Raw genomic sequence first — 18,042 nt, 5'->3', positions numbered from 1 at the left:
TCGGTAATTTAACAATATCCTTTATGTTTTAATTTGGTGCAATATTGTTAACTAATGAAAGTGTGAGAAATGTGAAATAAATCTATTTTTGTATTAATTAAAATAGATTTTATTATAAGTATTGTTATATCTTGCTGAAACATAAATAAATAAAAGAATATTAAATTAATTAATTTTATAATTATTTAACTAAATATATCACCAAACAAATTAACATTTGTGGCTAGTTTTCTGATTATTGGCCCAATAACTATTAAATTTTTGTTATTTTATGGTTTATTTATTGAGTTGATTATATTTTCATCAAAATAAAATTTCAAGAAGAATAGGAAAATAAAAAGTCAGTTTATGCGTTAAAAATAAGTCTAATTTTCGTTAATTCAAAATTATAACTTGCATGCCTGCATACTAACAAAACTCAAAAAGAGAAAAACGATGGAGAGGGACAGATGACATTAAGCTACCCAATGATAATTATGTTTGTGATTTATATTTTTGTGATGTTGTTAATCGGTTTTTGGGCCTATCGTTCAACAACCAGTTTTGATGATTACATTTTAGGCGGACGTCGTTTAGGTGGGGTAGTAACGGCGCTTTCTGCTGGTGCATCAGATATGAGTGGTTGGTTATTAATGGGATTACCGGGCGCTATTTTTCTAAGCGGAATAGCGGAAAGCTGGATTGCGATCGGATTATCTTTAGGCGCTTATTTAAATTGGCGATTAGTCGCTGGGCGATTACGCGTGCAAACCGAAAATAATCATAATTCGCTTACATTACCTGACTATTTTACCAGCCGCTTTGAAGATAAAAGTAAAATGTTGCGTATTGTTTCGGCCTTGGTGATCTTGGTTTTTTTTACTATCTATTGTGCTTCCGGTGTGGTGGCCGGCGGATTACTGTTTGAAAATACTTTTGGCATAAGCTATCAGCAAGCGATGTGGCTAGGTGCATTAGCCACCATTATTTATACTTTTTTGGGCGGTTTTCTAGCCGTTAGCTGGACGGATACGGTACAAGCTACTTTGATGATTTTTGCCTTATTATTAACACCAATCATGGTGATCTTTGCTGTCGGTAGCTTGGACAGCGCGGTAACATTTATTAACAATAAAGATCCCGCATATCTAGATATGTTTAAAGGATTAAATTTTATTGCCATTATCTCTTTATTGGGATGGGGCTTAGGCTACTTTGGCCAACCGCATATATTAGCACGTTTTATGGCAGCTGAATCAGCGCAAACCATTAAGCGGGCACGGCGTATTAGTATGACCTGGATGGTACTCTGTTTAGCAGGCACGATTGCGGTTGGTTTTTTTGCCATTGCTTATTTTGATCTGCATCCTGCCGTTGCCGGTGCGGTTATGGCTAATCCTGAGCGGGTATTTATGGAATTAGCCATTATTTTATTTAATCCTTGGCTGGCCGGGATATTGTTATCAGCCATTTTAGCTGCTGTGATGAGTACCTTGAGTTGTCAATTATTGGTTTGTGCCAGTGCGTTGACTGAAGATCTCTATAAACCGTTTATCAGACCTAAAGCTCGCCAGCGAGAGTTAGTTTGGGTTGGTCGTGCCATGGTGTTAGTGGTGGCGGCAATGGCTATTTTTATTGCTCTTGATCCCAATAATAAAGTATTGGTTTTAGTTAGCAACGCCTGGGCAGGCTTTGGCGCGGCCTTTGGTCCAGTGATCTTGATTTCTGTCTTGTGGCAACGTATGAATCGCTATGGTGCTTTAGCCGGTATGTTGGTCGGTGCTTTAACGGTATTGATATGGATGCAATATAAGTGGTTTGGTTTGTATGAAATTATTCCCGGTTTTATTTTTGCCTCAATCGCCATTGTTGTCGTTAGCCTGTTAACTACCGCACCTAGCCAGAGCGCCGTGAAACGCTTTATTAAAGCGGAAGCTGAATATAAAGCCAGCCAATAACACGCTAACGATTGCTGATTGATCCACCGATTAATCAGCAGCCATTTTATTATTTAATCTGAGATTTGTTCACTATTTGGTTTAGTAGATTCTTTTTATTTTAGGTGGTTTTGTTATATTAATTAATAATGAAATTATTGATATTTGTTGTTTTTGAGATGGTTGAAATAACAAATTATGCGTATAGCTAATATTAATTCTATTAGTCAATGTTATAGAAAAGTCAAGAGTAATATTAATCATGCTATCATCGATAAGCTAAAGGGTGTTTGTAATCAATCGGTTGAATTTTTTTTTGCAGATGAGCATAGCAAGCAAGAAGGAGTAAAATCATCTATTACTTTATTGTGCTCAGAAATAAAAAAAAGAATAGATAATAGTAATATTTATTATTACGAAGATAAAGAGGTTAACGCTAATATTGTACCAGGAATAATTGCTAAAGAATTGCAGAATCTTAATGCTGTATCTGATGCCAGATTATATAAACATCTTATTCAAAGTTTGTATATGAACGATTGTAATATGGAATTTTTTGATATATATGACAGTAAATCTGCTGAACAATATAATATACATCAATTAGATAAATATGCTGGTAAAAATGATTTCATCACAATTCTTGATACATTAGCCTATTTATATTTATCGTTGCTTTGTTGAATAAATCGAACTTTTAGGTGATTGGCGGAGCTGATCGCTAAATTCGTTTCAACATCAGGTCCCCATGGCAAAGCAAAAGTTTAAAATTACCAACTGGCCCGCGTACAACAAGGCACTCAGACAACGCGGTTCCCTGACGGTCTGGCTTGATGAGTCGGCCATCGCTGGATGGACTGACAATTCTTCGCCTGAAGGTCGTGGCCGGCCGCTTTACTACAGCGATATGGCTGTTACCACTGTCCTGATGATGAAGCGTGTGTTTAACCTGTCGCTCCGGGCATTACAGGGCTTCGTTGATTCGATTTTTAAACTCATGTCTTTGCCGCTGTGCTGTCCGGACTACTCGCTGGTCAGCAGACGAGCAAAGAGCGTCAACATCAGCATAAAAACGCCAACGCGTGGTGAAATCTCGCATCTGGTCATCGACAGTACCGGTCTGAAGGTCTTTGGCGAAGGTGAATGGAAAGTCAGGCAGCATGGGGCTGACAGACGAAGAGTGTGGCGCAAGCTTCATCTGGCAGCAGACAGTGTGACTCATGAGATTATCTGTGCCGACTTATCGCTCAGCGGAACGACAGATGCGCAGGCACTGCCGGGCCTGATTAACCAAACCCACCGGAAAATCAGGGAAGTGTTAGCAGACGGTGCTTATGACGCCTGTTACTGCCACGACGCGTTGCTAAGAAAGAAAATCAGGCCCCTTATCCCGCCGCGAAGCGGAGCGAAATACTGGCCGGACAAGTACCATGAACGTAACCATGCGGTGGCGAATCAGCGTCTGAGCAGGAGTAATGATATGTGGAAAAAGAAAGTGGGTTATCACCGGCGTTCAGTGGCAGAAACAGCGATGTTCCGCATAAAAACTTTGCTGGGTGGCCATCTGAGGCTGCGTGACTATGAGGCTCAGGTAGGTGAAGCAATGGCGATGGTCAAAGCGCTGAACCGTATGACGTTGTTGGGTATGCCACACAGCGTCAGGATCGGATAACAGCTGTAGCAGAGGGAGCCATCCTGGCGGCTAATTCTGATTTATTCAACAAAGCCACAATTAACTAAAGAATCTCGTGTTGATGATCTACAACAAATTCACACCGGAATTTTATTATCAACTCATTTGTTCCAACAATTATCGAAAAATGATAAATCGATAAAAAGAAGGGCATAATTATGGTGAGTAAAAGTATTGTTCAAGAAGCAAAAGATATCCATTTGGCTATAGATTTAATTAATTTAGGTGCACGTCTTCAAATGTTGGAAAGTGAAACTCAACTCAGCCGAGGACGATTAATTAAGTTATATAAGGAATTACTGGGTAATCCACCACCTAAAGGTATGTTGCCATTATCAACCGATTGGTTTATTACTTGGGAACAAAATATTCATTCTTCTATGTTTTATAATGCTTATCGATTTTTATTAACCAGTGGTCATTATAGGGGAATAAATGCTGTCGTACGGGCTTATCGTTTGTATCTGGAACAATGCGGCACTGAACCAAGCAAACCACATATACTTGCTTTGACAAGGGCATGGACGCTAGTTCGATTTGTTGATAGTGGCATGTTGCAACCATCAACTTGTCGCTGCTGTGGTGGAACTTTTATTACCCATGCACACCAACCAGTGAACATTTTTGCTTGTAGTTTATGCCAACCACCTTCAAGGGCGATCAAAAAACGTAAACATTCTTGTCAATTTGCCGATATTCATGCGCAAGTATTGGGGAAAATTCAGTAGTGTAGCAACTGAGCTTATAAAATAGAAAATGATGGTTTAGGTTTACCATAGCTCTCTTATAGGTCGGTATGTTAGCTTTGAATACGGATCTCTAGTTCATCATTATCAATAAAGGGAATATCAGGTGCTTATATTCTTAGGCTATCTTGTGGTTATTGGAGCAGTATTAGGTGGTTTTATTGTAGCAAATAATGGCAAAGCGATTAAAGCAACATTGAAGGTATTACCAAAATTACTAACAAGTTCGCGATATAATAAAATAATTTATATGGATCTAATGGCACTACAATTTCTATTACTATCAAAAGCGCGCCAAGAAGGAATTTTATCGTTGGAGCGAGATATTGAAAATCCACATCAGAGTGACATTTTTTTTCAATATCCTAAATTATTAAATGATCCGCATTTAATAAGCTTTTTAACTGACTATATGCGATTAATGGTTACTGGCAATATGAATGCCCATGAGGTTGAAGCATTAATGGATGAAGAAATTGCCACTTTTGAACATGAAGCTGAAATCCCTGCGGTTAGTTTAAGTATGTTAGGTGATTCATTACCTGCTTTTGGTATAGTTGCCGCGGGGATGGGGGTGGTGCATGCACTTGCTTCTGCGGATAGGCCTGCTGGCGAGATGGGAATATTAATTGCTAATGCGATGGTTGGAACTTTCCTGGGAATTCTACTGGCATATGGTTTTATTTCACCATTAGCAAATTTGGTGCGACAAAAGAGCCATCAGCAAATTAAGATGATGGAATGTATTAAAGTCACTTTACTGTCATTCCTTAACGGTTATGCCCCACGAATTGCGGTAGAATTTGGTCGGAAAACGCTGTTTTTAGATGATAGGCCCTCTTTTTATGAATTAGAAAATCATGTTCGTAGTATGAAAAATCCGATTGGTACCAATTCTTCTGATGTTAAAGATTCTTGATTATGAAAACAGCAAAATCTACTATCATCATCAAGAAAAAACGGCGTAAAAAAATGGTTTATTATCACACTGACTCATGGAAAATTGCTTATGCCGATTTTATGACCTCTATGATGGCTTTCTTTTTAGTCATGTGGATTTTATCTATTTCTAGTCCTCAGGAACTGACTCGTATTGCCGATTATTTTCGTACGCCACTGAAAACTTCATTAAATGAAGGCACTAATAGTAGTGATGTTACTAACCCTATACCTGGTGGTGGCCAAGAAATTATTTATCAAGACGGTGATATAACAGTAGAACAGACGATTCAACTACCAGACAGTGAACCAGAAAGATTTAAAAAATTACAACAGGGTCTGGAACAATTAATTATGAATGATCCTCGTTTGCAGGATGTAAAATCTAATTTATTAATAGATTTAATTGATGACGGGTTACAGATACAAATTATTGATGGTGAAAGTCGGCCTATGTTTGGCACCGGCAGTGAGGTAATTGACAAAAATATGCGAAAAATTCTCCATATTTTAGCACCGGTATTGAATGATTATCCGAATAAAATTAGTCTTGCTGGCCATACTGATAGTACCCCATATGCTAATGGCGGTTATGGTTATAGTAACTGGGAATTATCGGCAGATAGGGCAAATTCTTCACGCCGTACATTAATTAGTGGTGGTTTGAAAGAATATAAAATCATCCGTGTGGTAGGCATGGCCTCAACGGTACCATTAGAAACCAATCCAGCGGCAGCCGCTAATCGTCGAATTAGTATTTTGGTGTTAAATAAAGAGCGTGAAGCGGCAATTATTCATGAAAATCAGCGGCCACAGCTTACAAAAGAGAGTAAAGAAAAAGGCAGTCAATTGAAGAATTCGTCATTGCTTTCGTACATCAGCAATATTATCTACCGACAATGGTAGATAATGTTACCTCAACGAAAAAATAAATAACTATTTAGACGCTCTTTATCAAATATTTTCATAAAGCAGAAGAACGTTTTGAATGAGATGGCGCAAATATTGTTGTTTTTAATATTTCATAAGGTCATTATTCGTTGGGGTTATTCACTTTTTGTTAAAATTTATGCTGCAAAATCTGGCTTTTGTCAGTTATAACAATAGAACTATCTTTGTTGAAAATCTGATGAGATAGTTTTTTACATTAAACAGTGTCAATACGCAAAGTTATATGACAAATTCTGGCTCAACAACCGAACAAGGGCGTTGTTGGTTGTGTGGCAGCGCCTTATCTTGTGCAAGAAATGATTAAAAAGCGTGATCCGTCCTATTACCCACTGAGAATTATGGTTCATAGGACGGAAGACATTATTATTGTCTCTAAAGCGGAGCCAGCAAATATGCGGTGAAATATTTTGCTTCTGGAATTTTTGAGCAGAAAATTGAACAGATTATTCAATAAATGACGTAAAATATAAGAATGAAGTATAAGCAGTAGGTAACACAAAGAAGCTGAATCTTATAGCGTTAAGTTTAGAAACTGGCTGGTGGACTTACGGTGGATAGTTCGCGGTCATTTATGGTTATTGATGATTTACAATAGCCAACAAAAATAAAAGAGATACAAGATTATTCAAAATAAAATAAGCAATGTATCTCTTCTAAAATAATGATAGAATATTATTTACTTCATATTTAACGACTGTTTTATCTGCTTCATCGCATCGATGCCTTGTCGGCAAGCTTTATCTTGCTGATCTTTAGGCAGGGCAATGATCTGTTTTTTACCATCTTCAAGTTGATTTTTTATAGAATCAAGTTGTGCTTTGGTTTGTGGGTTTTCAGAAGCCTTAGTAACTAAGGAATCAACTTCAGAGAGATAAGCTTTACAGGTATCGGTTGCACCGATATAGTCGATTTTTTCTCTTCTTCTGAACAAGCAGTGATGATAAATGCGAATAAACCCATGCTACAAGTTAATAGTAATTTTCTCATAATAATCCCTAACCAAATAATATTTACCTAGTTTATACAGTATAGATTCATTTTATAAAGATGTGAAATATTAATAGTTTTAATCAGGTTGTACATTTTCCTCATGATCGTATTTTATAGAATGAAAAAAACAAAATAGATAAAACGATCACTCATTGTTATATCAGCAAATTAATATCAATGGATATTAGCCATAACTTAATGATTCTATATAGTGAAGAAATATTAACTATTTTTATCTTATTATAATTTTTCCATCTGAGCTAATAGCGGAAATAATAACTATTCCTTCTCTGTTATCTTCCTTTTAAGTTGATTTTATTATGGCAAGCTTAGCGTCTTTCCTTTGTCAAAAGAAAATTAACGGAGTAAAAGGGAGTGGCACAAGAGAGTGATTTAGAAAAAACCGAAGAACCTACTGCCCGAAAAAAGGAAAAAGCAAAGGAAGATGGCCAGGTTGTTCGTTCCCGTGAATTAAGTTCTTTTTGCATGTTAATTGCCGGTGTTTCGCTATTCTGGGTTTGTGGCCATTATTGTTATCAAAAGCTCCATATACTTTTTTCACAGACTTTCTATTTTAATAAATATATTTTATACAATAGTCACCTATTGCCTAAATGAGTGTTTGAGTCGATTAAAGTTGGCCTCAACGCATTATTGCCGATTATAGCCGGATTGGTATTAATCGCTTTTGCTGCTCCTAGTTTTTTTGGTGGTATACATATTAATTTTAAGTCGATTAAATTTGACTGGAAAAAATTAAATCTAATCTCTGGATTGAAACGCATATTTTCAATCCATGCATTGGCAGCACTGTTTAAAGCATTATTGAAAGTTATATTAGTTTCTATTGGTATCAGCCTTTTTGTGTGGGTCAATCTGCCTCACTTTTATCATTTAGTCACCGAACCGCGTTATCTGGCATTAACTCAGGCGACACAATTAATGATATTTGCTGCTTATATTGCCATATTTATGCTTATTCCACTAATCGGCTTTGATCTTCTTTATCAGCTGCTTAGCCATTTGAAAAAACTCAGAATGACTCGCCAAGAAATCAAGGATGAATTCAAACAGCAAGAGGGCGATCCACACATTAAAGCACGTATTCGTCAGCAACAGCGAGATATTTCCCGCCGTAGAATGATGGCTGATGTGCCAAAGGCAGATGTTATTATTGCTAACCCGACTCACTATGCAGTTGCTTTACAGTACGACAATCAAAACATGCAAGCCCCTAAAGTATTGGCCAAAGGGGCTGGATTAATTGCATTAAATATTAAGCAACTGTGTGAAGAAAATCGTATTCCAGTGCTGGAGTCACCACCTCTGGCAAGAGCGCTTTATAGCCATAGCAAAGTCGGTGGTCATATTCCGGCAACACTTTATGCCGCGGTAGCATAGGTGTTGGCCTGGGTATATCAGCTCAGACGTTGGCAGCGAGAAGGCGGATTGAAACCAAAGAAAACCACTAATGTATCAGTACCTCAGGGACTGGATTTTGCAGGAGATAATAATACTCATAGCTAACTTAGCCTCACGATTGCGTTTACCTAAAGACTTAAAAGATACTCAATGGCAAATTTTAGCCGGACCAATATTAATCTTATTAATTTTGTCGATGATGGTATTGCCATTGCCGCTTTTTTATTAGATATGTTGTTCACTTTTAATATCGCCCTTTCGATTATGGTGTTATTAGTGGCCATGTTTACCAAGCGCCCTCTTGAATTTGAGGCATTTCCAACTATTTTGCTGTTTTCCACTTTATTACGGCTATCACTCAATGTGGCTTCAACCCGCGTTATTTTATTAGAGGGACATACCGGATCGGCGGCAGCAGGTAAGGTTGTTGAATCCTTTGGCCATGTTCTGGTGGGTGGTAATTTTGCGATTGGCATTGTGGTTTTTATTATTCTGATTCTGATTAACTTTATGGTGATCACCAAAGGTGCTGGTCGAATAGCAGAGGTGGGTGCCCGCTTAGTGTTAGATGGTATGCCAGGTAAGCAGATGGCGATTGATGCTAATCTGAATGCCGGCTTGGTTGATGAAGCGTAAGCGCGACGGAAAGAAGTTAACCAAGAGTCTGATTTTTATGGTTCAATGGATGGTGCTAGTAAATTTGTGCGTGGTGATGCCATCGCCGGACTGATGATTATGGCGATCAATATCATTGGTGGGTTAGTGGTTGGTGTCGCTCAACATGGTTTAACGTTGGGTGAATCAGCGAGTATCTATACCTTGTTCACCATTGGTGACGGCCTGGTGGCACAGATCCCGGCATTAATTATTTCTACCGCTGCTGGTGTGATTGTTACCCGGGTTGAGACTGATGAAGATGTCGGCGAGCAGATGTTGGGCCAACTATTTGATAACCCAAGGGTATTGATGTTAACGGCGGGAGTATTAGGTTTGCTTGGGCTTGTCCCCGGTATGCCAAATATTGTTTTTTTGCTCTTTACTTTGGTATTAGGTTTTATTGGTTGGAAATTGATGAAACGCTCGGCCAAACCGGTAATTGATGTTGAGCAACAACAAAAGATTGAACAGAGTTACCAGGAGGTAGAGGTTAGTTGGGATGATGTTCAGCCTGAAGATCCATTGGGTATGGAGGTTGGTTACCGTTTGATCCCATTGGTTGATCAGGGACAAAATGGCGAGCTGCTTAATCGAATTGGCGGCATCCGCAAAAAATTTGCCAAAGAGATAGGTTATTTAGCGCCGGTGTTACATATTCGCGATAATATGGCGTTGAAGCCCGAAGTCTATCGTATTTTAATGAAAGGGGTAGAAATTGGTCGGGGGGAATCCTATCCAGGGCGGTGGTTGGCAATTAACCCAGGTGGTGCTATCGGGGAATTGATCGGTGATGCGACCCAAGAGCCTGCTTTTGGTTTACCGGCTATCTGGATCGATGAAGCATTACGTGAACAGGCGCAAGTGCAAGGTTATACGGTGGTTGCAGCTAGTACGGTAATTGCGACGCATTTTAATCATCTGTTAAGTCGCTTTGCTAGTGAATGATTTGGTCGTCAGGAAGCGCAGCAGCTTTATGAACGGATCAGTAAAGAGTTACCGAAACTGACGCAGGATCATGATGCCTGATGTGATCAATTTAACGCTGTTTCATAAAGTATTACAGAATTTATTAAGTGAGCAGGTGCCGATACGTGATATGCGCACCATCATTGAAACCTTAGCAGAGCATGCGGCAGATCAAAAAGAGGTAACGGAACTGACCAGTTTGGTTCGTATTGCGTTAGCCAGGGCGATCACGCAGCATTGGTTTGGTGATAAACTAGAGATCAAAGCCATTGGTCTGGATGTTAGCCTTGAGCGAGTTTTGATCCTAGCACTACAATCGGGCGGTGGATTAGAGCCGGGGCTGGCGGGTAATATTGAGCAACAAGCGATTGAAGCTATCAATAATCAAAGTTTAATTGGTGCACCACAGGTGTTAATTGTCAATCATAGCTTACGTCCTTTAATGTCACGTTTTTTACGTCGAAGTTTACCCCAGCTTGCGGTAGTTTCCAGTCTTGAGATCAGTGACGAACGGAAAATTCGTTTAACCTCCTTTATTGGCCAAACGGTTAATTAATATAATGATGAACACTTTGATCACTTTTAGGTGGTAAAAGCGTTCATCACCATCAACAAAATTTTCTCTGCAATATCTTTCCCTCGTGATCGGATTTTACTATGGTTAGCAATATGTTGGTGATTGGTAATCGGTTTATAGCAGCGTTATATCGTATTGCTCAATCGCAAATAAGGCATTGCTAGTCAATGCCTGAGGATTAAATTTTGATTCGGTAACCGCTGGCGACGACATTTTCTGTCTGGCCATGTTCACCATACAGTGTTGGACTATGACGTTTTTTAAGGAAGGTTAATTGCTCTTGATTGATCTGCATATGCTGCTTAAGCAGCAGCCCATTTTGGCTATTATGTTGATAAAGATGTTTAATTTGCAGTTCAATTTTTTGCCAGATAGAGGCCAGAGTTTTATCTTGCTGATAGGGCGGCAAACAATTGCCTTGTTGACTGCAAGTAATGCGTTTTTCATCACTATGGCGTAGTGCGGTTAACCAATACTGTTTTTTTTCGGTCACTTCATTTAAACGCAATAAATCAACTTTACCAGCAATCAGTAGTTGATATTCAATATTGAGTAGCTCCTTGAGCGTTTCCAATTGGGAAAGTTGCTCAATGAGGATCTCCTGTTGCGTCTGTTGGGTCATCGATTTAATCACGTATGCTGGTATTTAATTGGATCAGGGCATCAGCAATTTTTTCTGCATTGACGGTTAATGCGCCACGTTCAATTTTCTGTCGTACCTGTTCAACTAAGGGCTGACGAATATCTTTGTTGCTGGCTTGCAATAGTTTTTCTGCTGATCCACTCAAACTTAAGGTAAAGATAGGGTCTTTTTCGTCGCTAGTGACTGATGGTTTCACTTTTTTGGGTTGTGGTTGTGGCTCTTCATGGTGCGAAAGCGCTGCTATACCACTGAGTGGAGTGGTTTTTTCAATGCTCATGAGTTACATCCTGTTATTTAATCGGTTTAGTTGTGATAGTTATCATTAAGGTTTACTATCATGTTTTATAGATCTTATAACGGCTTAGCGACCAAAAACTTTAATTTTTTAGCGTAATTTTGGCATTACCCTCTTTTTGTGCAATCGCAGTGATAATTTGGCCTGCTGGCATCCTGATCCGCACAGGCTCATTTTCAGCGGCATTATTAATCGCCTTGCCTGCATATTTCACTTGAAAATGGCGACCTTGAGCATAAACAATCACATTTTTACCGGCCTGAATAACCCAGACAGGGCGTAACATATTCTGCGTAATGGGCTGTCCGGCAGCAATATCACGTAAACTAAAGTTATCCATTAAGCTACGCGTATCACGGATAATGCCGTGTGGTAATTTTTCTAACATACCGAGTTTAGCCATCACATTATGCTGATTAATAACCGAATTACGTTTTATCGGTTTATTAGCTACCCAATAAGTGCCTTCAACACTAACGGCTAAGCGAAGATAATATTTTTTTTCATCACAACTAACAGGTAGGATTAATTTCCCCCAGTATTGTTGGGAAGGCGCCGGTTTAATTTGTAATGTGTGACAGCTAGGAAACTGTTCTGCAGGGGTAAGAATGATAATTGTCACCTTATCTTTCTTGAGATACTGCTGGTTAAAATAGTTCTGTAACGTCTTTGGCAGACTAACAGCTGTTCTGACGCTAACAGGTAGCAAGAGTAGTAGTAAAACAAATATTCGATTAACCACAAATTTCCTCTTCATTTTTATTTAATAGCCACTATTTAACCAACCATTATCTGTATAGCCAGCAGTGTAAAGCATTATTTCGCTGATAATGTGATAAATAAACTATTAATAATCGTTTTTTCCCGCCTTTGACTTTTTATTCTGCCTATAAGCTACTGCCCTAAAATATTGTCAAAATTGGATCTCTATCGTTAACAGAGGAAAGTTATGCTCGATAAACTCGATGCAACGCTGAGGTTTCAGCAACAGGCACTGTCACTAAGGCACCAGCGCCAGTCTATTTTATCAGCCAATATTGCGCATGCTGATACACCGGGCTACCAGGCACGTGATATCGATTTTAGTGCTCAATTAGAAAAAAAACTGATGGCAAATTCAGTCAGCGGTAAATAGTTATCGCTGGCGGTAACCTCCGCCAAACATATTGCGGTACAGCCAGGCTTTGTTGAATAAATCAGAATTAGCCGCCAGGATGGCTCCCTCTGCTACAGCTGTTATCCGATCCTGACGCTGTGTGGCATACCCAACAACGTCATACGGTTCAGCGCTTTGACCATCGCCATTGCTTCACCTACCTGAGCCTCATAGTCACGCAGCCTCAGATGGCCACCCAGCAAAGTTTTTATGCGGAACATAGCTGTTTCTGCCACTGAACGCCGGTGATAACCCACTTTCTTTTTCCACATATCATTACTCCTGCTCAGACGCTGATTCGCCACCGCATGGTTACGTTCATGGTACTTGTCCGGCCAGTATTTCGCTCCGCTTCGCGGCGGGATAAGGGGCCTGATTTTCTTTCTTAGCAACGCATCGTGGCAGTAACAGGCGTGATAAGCACCGTCTGCTGACACTTCCCTGATTTTCCGGTGGGTTTGGTTAATCAGGCCCGGCAGTGCCTGCGCATCTGTCGTTCCGCTGAGCGATAAGTCGGCACAGATAATCTCATGAGTCACACTGTCTGCTGCCAGATGAAGCTTGCGCCACACTCTTCGTCTGTCAGCCCCATGCTGCCTGACTTTCCATTCACCTTCGCCAAAGACCTTCAGACCGGTACTGTCGATGACCAGATGCGAGATTTCACCACGCGTTGGCGTTTTTATGCTGATGTTTACGCTCTTTGCTCGTCTGCTGACCAGCGAGTAGTCCGGACAGCACAGCGGCAAAGACATGAGTTTAAAAATCGAATCAACGAAGCCCTGTAATGCCCGGAGCGACAGGTTAAACACACGCTTCATCATCAGGACAGTGGTAACAGCCATATCGCTGTAGTAAAGCGGCCGGCCACGACCTTCAGGCGAAGAACTGTCAGTCCATCCAGCGATGGCCGACTCATCAAGCCAGACCGTCAGGGAACCGCGTTGTCTGAGTGCCTTGTTGTACGCGGGCCAGTTGGTAATTTTAAACTTTTGCTTTGCCATGGGGACCTAATGTTGAAACGAATTTAGCGATCAGCTCCGCCAATCACCTAAAAGTTCGATTTATTCAACAAAGCCCAATTTGATTTGATTACATTAGTGAAAGAATTAGGTAAGTTTGGTCAAATTTTATGTGATCTTAGTCATGGCGTAGATCCACGTAGCATTAATAGTGAGCGTTTACCTAAATCAGTTGGGGTAGAGCGTACTGTTGCTAAGGATATTTATCAATGGGATGACTGTATGAAAATTATTGAACGACTTTATCCAGAACTTGAGACTCGATTAGCAAAAATTAAACCGGAGCTTAGCATTGCAAGTCAAGGCGTTAAGATGAAATTTACCGATTTTCAGTTAACGACTCAAGAGCATAGTTATCCGATTTTAAGTAAAGGTGATCACAGCAAATTTGGCAACAGAGGCGGCAGATCGCGGTGTTAGATTAGTAGGTCTACATATAACTTTACAAAATCCACAGATAGAAAAGCAGTTAATACTGAACTGGTGAAAAGCAGGCTAGTTTAGCCTGCTACAATTATTAACCTTTTTCAGGTATTGATTTAAGTACTGATGTTAACAGTTGCCAGTATTTCTCGACACTTTTAATGTTAGCTCGCTCGTCGGGTGAGTGGGCGCCATATATCGTTGGCCCAATGGAAACCATATCCATTTGAGGATAAGTTTTTTTAAATAGCCCACATTCTAAACCAGCATGGATCACCATGATCTTAGGTGTTTTGCCAAATAGTTGCTGATAGATATCGCTAGCAAGTGCCATGACTGGCGATTTCGGATCTGGTTGCCAGCCAGGATAACTGCCTTTATGTTCACATTCCGCACTGGCAAGCATCGATAATGATGTCAACATGTTAACAACATAATCTTTGCCCGTTTCAATTAATGAGCGAATTAAAAAAGTAATTTCGGCCTTTTTTTCATCCATATTAACAACGCCGGTATTGAGTGAAGTTTCAACAACCTCTTTGATGTCGTCACTCATCCGAATAACACCGTTAGGCGCAGCATTGAGAAAATGTAATAAGCGAGATTGACAATCTGCGGTTAGCGCAAATAATTCTGTTGTTGTCTCATCAAGCGTAATGACTAAGTTTTTTTCAAGCGCTGCAAATTCAGATCTTAGCATCGCTAGATAGTAATTTTTACTGGTTTCTAAATTCGCTGCTACTGATATGGGCACTGAAAAAATTGCTTCACTCTCACGAGGGATCGCATTACGTAAGCTACCCCCTTGAATATGAATGAGCTTTAATTGTAATTCACTGGCATGACCTGCTAGAAAACGCGCCAATAGTTTATTCGCATTAGCTAAGCCTAAATGAATATCACCACCCGAGTGACCACCGGTTAACCCTTTAAGTGTTATTTTGAAGATTATATGATCAGCTGGAATGGCTTCTCTTGCCAATTTAAAGGTGGTGGTAAAATCAACGCCGCCGGCACAACCCATGTAGATTTCGCCTTCTTCTTCGGAATCGGTATTGATCAGAATATCTGCTTGTAGCCAATTTGGCTGTATGCCAAAAGCACCAACCATGCCGGTTTCTTCTGTCATGGTGAGTAAAACCTCTATTGGTCCATGTTTAACATGCTCATCATCCAGTACAGCTAAAGCAGAGGCCATACCGATGCCATTATCTGCTCCTAATGTGGTACCTTGCGCTTTCACCCATTCATTATCTACGTAAGGACGGATAGGATCCTGAGTAAAATAGTGTTGAGTATCACTGTTTTTTTGTGGCACCATATCCAAATGGGCTTGAAGCACGACAGGTCGAAGATTCCCCAAGCCGGCGGTTGCCGGTTTGCGAATAAGAATATTACCGACTTTATCGCGTTCAACGCTAAATTTTTTGCTCTCCGCCCATTGAATAATATAGGAAGCAAGTGCTTCTTCATGTCCAGATGGATGAGGAATTGCACAAATTTGTGCAAAAATATCCCAAAGCGGCTGTGGTGAAAGCTGTGAAAGTTCAGACACGTTTTATCTCCTATTACTACCCTTATTATTAAGATTGCTAATTAATTCCGCAGTTTTGGTAAATATTATTTATTTTATTAATTCAGAATATCACCTTCTAACATCTATTCCTTTAGTGAATTGTGATAATATTCATTAATTTCTGGGTTTTGTTATTACAAATCACTATAATCTCGCGCAATATTTTCTCCACTAATATGCTTTTCTAAAATTGTCTCTAGTCGTTGGGATCAGAATTTTATGAGTGAAAAATACATCGTAACATGGGATATGTTGCAAATGCATGCCCGTACTTTGGCACAACGCTTACTACCAGCCAAGCAATGGAAAGGCATTATTGCGGTTAGCCGCGGTGGACTTGTTCCAAGTGCTATTGTTGCTCGTGAATTGGGTCTACGCCATATTGATACGGTCTGTATTTCAAGTTACGACCATAATAACCAGAAAGAACTTAAGGTTATTAAGCGAGTGGACGGCGATGGTGAAGGTTATATTGTGGTCGACGATTTGGTCGATACTGGCGTGACAGCGCAAGCTATCAGGGATATGTATCCCAAAGGCTATTTTGTGACTATTTTTGCTAAACCAGCTGGGCGTCCATTAGTTGATAATTATGTTATTGATATACCGCAAAATACCTGGATAGAACAACCTTGGGATATGGAAACAGAGGTTTTTATTAAGCCGCTTTGTGAACAATAATAATTATTTTATTTATTTCGCTTTGATTAGTGAAATAAAGTATATTATATAGTGATTCTAATCGCATCCCTTTTTCATTGCTAAAGTTTTTAACTGAATAAAGTCAATATGAGTGAAAAAAATCTGTCAGAAAAGCTGTTTAAGCCTAAATCAAAACTGAAACAAACTGAGAACTCTGCTCTGGTGACTTATAGCGTGCCTAAAACGCATTTATTGAAGCATAGCTCAACATTCGAAGGGACGAGTTATGTTAGTTGGTATCGTATGCTAACCGGCTAATATGGATTTGGCGTGGCAACGATGGGCTGGAGATTGAAGCAGTAGCGGCAAATAATCGTATTCGAAGTTTTGATAACTTACTCGATACCATAATTGGTTACCAGCCAGGAAATTGGGCTTATGAGTGTTCAAAACAAGCCATGGTCTGGCAGGAAAAAGCACTTGAATTGCCAACAAAAATAGCAGCAAGCCAAGCTTGGTTACGGGCAGCTAATTTATATAGTATTGCCGCATATCCTCATCTTAAAGGTGATAATCTTGCCGAACAAGCGGTGTTATTAGCTAATAAAGCTTATGAAAATGCAGCACAATTGACCGATTTTCGACTGAAAAAAATTTCTTGCAAAATAGCGGATGGTAAAAAAGAGGTAATTGGTTTTTTACATTTACCGGATACCAGCCAAGGCCCGTGTCCCACGATTTTAGTTTGTGGCACATTAGATAGTTTACAACTAGATTATTACCGCCTTTTCAACAACTATCTGGCCCCGCAAGGTTTTGCTATGTTAACCCTGGATATGCCATCAATTGGCTATTCTATTAAATATAAACTTTCTCAGGATACTAGCGCGCTGCATCAACAGGTACTTAATCAATTGGCTAATATTCCATGGATCGATCATACTCGAATAGGTGTAATTGGTTTGCGTTTTGGTGCCAATATTGCACTTCGCTTAGCTTATTTAGAACCCAAACGCTTAAAAGGCGTTGCAGTTTTAGGTCCCATCGTCCACAGCTTGCTTACTGAACAAAAATATCAGGATCAAATACCGGTAATGAATATTGACCTCTTTGCCAGTCGATTAGGTTTCTATCAGGTAGATGAAGCTGTTTTACGTTCAGAACTAAGTTGTTATTCGCTAAAAAAACAGGGATTATTAGGGCGTCGCTGTTCTGTACCGTTTATGGCTGTCAACTGGCAAAATGATATTTTTAGTCCTACAGAAGACGCACTACTTGTCGTACGTTCGTCCATTGACTGTAAGTTATTGACTTTACCAACCAAGCCGTTGTATCAAAATTTTCATCAGTCACTTTCTACAGTAGTGAGTTGGCTGAAAAGCAAAATTGAATAATCTTTGTGATTACTTGATTACTTGATTACTTGAT

The 18,042-nt window shown here is 39.6% G+C and carries 13 protein-coding genes and 6 pseudogenes; 13 read left to right on the top strand and 6 right to left on the bottom strand.

The window, feature by feature from the left end; all coding sequences use genetic code 11:
• The first annotated feature begins 449 nt into the window (after positions 1 to 449).
• The 7 genes and pseudogenes from putP to motB all read left to right on the top strand — a co-directional run bounded on the left by putP (position 450) and on the right by motB (position 6,200).
• Positions 450 to 1,937, top strand: a complete 1,488-nt coding sequence (gene putP / locus E3U36_RS01830) for a sodium/proline symporter PutP (RefSeq protein ID WP_180816900.1) — start codon at positions 450 to 452, stop codon at positions 1,935 to 1,937.
• A 177-nt stretch (positions 1,938 to 2,114) separates the two neighbouring features.
• A complete protein-coding gene (locus E3U36_RS01825; RefSeq protein WP_180816899.1) occupies positions 2,115 to 2,600 on the top strand; it encodes a hypothetical protein in 486 nt (161 codons plus the stop codon).
• Between the two features lie 64 nt (positions 2,601 to 2,664).
• Complete coding sequence (locus E3U36_RS01820) at positions 2,665 to 3,588, top strand: IS5 family transposase (protein ID WP_180816898.1); 924 nt, start codon at positions 2,665 to 2,667, stop codon at positions 3,586 to 3,588.
• A 42-nt stretch (positions 3,589 to 3,630) separates the two neighbouring features.
• Positions 3,631 to 3,765: pseudogene (locus E3U36_RS01815) on the top strand (flagellar transcriptional regulator FlhD); the annotation flags it as partial.
• 2 nt (positions 3,766 to 3,767) lie between these two features.
• Positions 3,768 to 4,337 (top strand): flagellar transcriptional regulator FlhC, encoded by a 570-nt coding sequence (flhC, locus tag E3U36_RS01810; RefSeq protein ID WP_180816897.1) that lies wholly within the window; start codon positions 3,768 to 3,770, stop codon positions 4,335 to 4,337.
• A 124-nt stretch (positions 4,338 to 4,461) separates the two neighbouring features.
• Positions 4,462 to 5,274, top strand: coding sequence for a flagellar motor stator protein MotA (motA, locus tag E3U36_RS01805; protein WP_180816896.1), 813 nt, complete (start codon positions 4,462 to 4,464; stop codon positions 5,272 to 5,274).
• 2 nt (positions 5,275 to 5,276) lie between these two features.
• Positions 5,277 to 6,200: a flagellar motor protein MotB gene (motB, locus tag E3U36_RS01800; RefSeq protein ID WP_180816895.1), complete on the top strand. Its 924-nt coding sequence runs from the start codon at positions 5,277 to 5,279 to the stop codon at positions 6,198 to 6,200.
• Between the two features lie 721 nt (positions 6,201 to 6,921).
• Here the strand turns inward: motB and E3U36_RS01795 are convergent.
• Entirely contained in the window at positions 6,922 to 7,176 is a 255-nt protein-coding gene (locus tag E3U36_RS01795) for a DUF5339 domain-containing protein (RefSeq protein WP_238337488.1), read from the bottom strand.
• Positions 7,177 to 7,610: 434 nt separating this feature from the next.
• Here E3U36_RS01795 and flhB point away from each other — a divergent pair.
• Both flhB and flhA read left to right on the top strand, forming a co-directional pair.
• A pseudogene (flhB, locus tag E3U36_RS01790) lies at positions 7,611 to 8,762 on the top strand (flagellar biosynthesis protein FlhB).
• Positions 8,755 to 10,836, top strand: a pseudogene (flhA, locus tag E3U36_RS01785) (flagellar biosynthesis protein FlhA). Before flhB ends, flhA begins: the two co-directional pseudogenes overlap by 8 nt.
• A gap of 199 nt (positions 10,837 to 11,035) precedes the next feature.
• On the opposite strand, the gene E3U36_RS01780 reads toward flhA, so the two are convergent.
• The 3 genes from E3U36_RS01780 to flgA form a co-directional block, all read right to left on the bottom strand.
• Positions 11,036 to 11,479, bottom strand: coding sequence for a flagella synthesis protein FlgN (locus tag E3U36_RS01780; protein ID WP_180816894.1), 444 nt, complete (start codon positions 11,477 to 11,479; stop codon positions 11,036 to 11,038).
• 4 nt (positions 11,480 to 11,483) lie between these two features.
• Positions 11,484 to 11,777: a flagellar biosynthesis anti-sigma factor FlgM gene (flgM, locus tag E3U36_RS01775; RefSeq protein WP_180816893.1), complete on the bottom strand. Its 294-nt coding sequence runs from the start codon at positions 11,775 to 11,777 to the stop codon at positions 11,484 to 11,486.
• 100 nt (positions 11,778 to 11,877) lie between these two features.
• Positions 11,878 to 12,417: a flagellar basal body P-ring formation chaperone FlgA gene (gene flgA, locus E3U36_RS01770; protein ID WP_255479084.1), complete on the bottom strand. Its 540-nt coding sequence runs from the start codon at positions 12,415 to 12,417 to the stop codon at positions 11,878 to 11,880.
• Positions 12,418 to 12,744: 327 nt separating this feature from the next.
• On the opposite strand from flgA, the pseudogene flgB reads away from it, so the two are divergent.
• Positions 12,745 to 12,927, top strand: a pseudogene (gene flgB / locus E3U36_RS01765) (flagellar basal body rod protein FlgB); the annotation flags it as partial.
• Between the two features lie 104 nt (positions 12,928 to 13,031).
• Here the strand turns inward: flgB and E3U36_RS01760 are convergent.
• The gene (locus E3U36_RS01760; protein ID WP_180816890.1) at positions 13,032 to 13,955 is read right to left on the bottom strand and encodes an IS5 family transposase; all 924 of its coding nucleotides are present in this window, start codon (positions 13,953 to 13,955) and stop codon (positions 13,032 to 13,034) included.
• A 75-nt stretch (positions 13,956 to 14,030) separates the two neighbouring features.
• Between E3U36_RS01760 and E3U36_RS01755 the strand changes: the two are divergent.
• Positions 14,031 to 14,460 (top strand): annotated as a pseudogene (locus tag E3U36_RS01755) (DinB/UmuC family translesion DNA polymerase); the annotation flags it as partial.
• Between the two features lie 30 nt (positions 14,461 to 14,490).
• Here the strand turns inward: E3U36_RS01755 and E3U36_RS01750 are convergent.
• On the bottom strand, positions 14,491 to 15,951 hold the full coding sequence (locus tag E3U36_RS01750; protein WP_180816888.1) for an aminoacyl-histidine dipeptidase: 1,461 nt from the start codon (positions 15,949 to 15,951) through the stop codon (positions 14,491 to 14,493).
• Between the two features lie 240 nt (positions 15,952 to 16,191).
• Here E3U36_RS01750 and gpt point away from each other — a divergent pair, with 240 nt between their 5' ends.
• Both gpt and frsA read left to right on the top strand, forming a co-directional pair.
• The gene (gpt, locus tag E3U36_RS01745) at positions 16,192 to 16,653 is read left to right on the top strand and encodes a xanthine phosphoribosyltransferase (protein ID WP_180816887.1); all 462 of its coding nucleotides are present in this window, start codon (positions 16,192 to 16,194) and stop codon (positions 16,651 to 16,653) included.
• A 108-nt stretch (positions 16,654 to 16,761) separates the two neighbouring features.
• A pseudogene (gene frsA, locus E3U36_RS01740) lies at positions 16,762 to 18,008 on the top strand (esterase FrsA).
• Positions 18,009 to 18,042: the final 34 nt, after the last annotated feature.

It is taken from the genome of Arsenophonus endosymbiont of Aphis craccivora (assembly GCF_013460135.1).
Classification (GTDB): domain Bacteria; phylum Pseudomonadota; class Gammaproteobacteria; order Enterobacterales; family Enterobacteriaceae; genus Arsenophonus; species Arsenophonus nilaparvatae.
The sequence above is the reverse complement of the archived record's forward strand: the minus strand, read 5'-3'. Positions and strand labels throughout refer to the sequence as shown.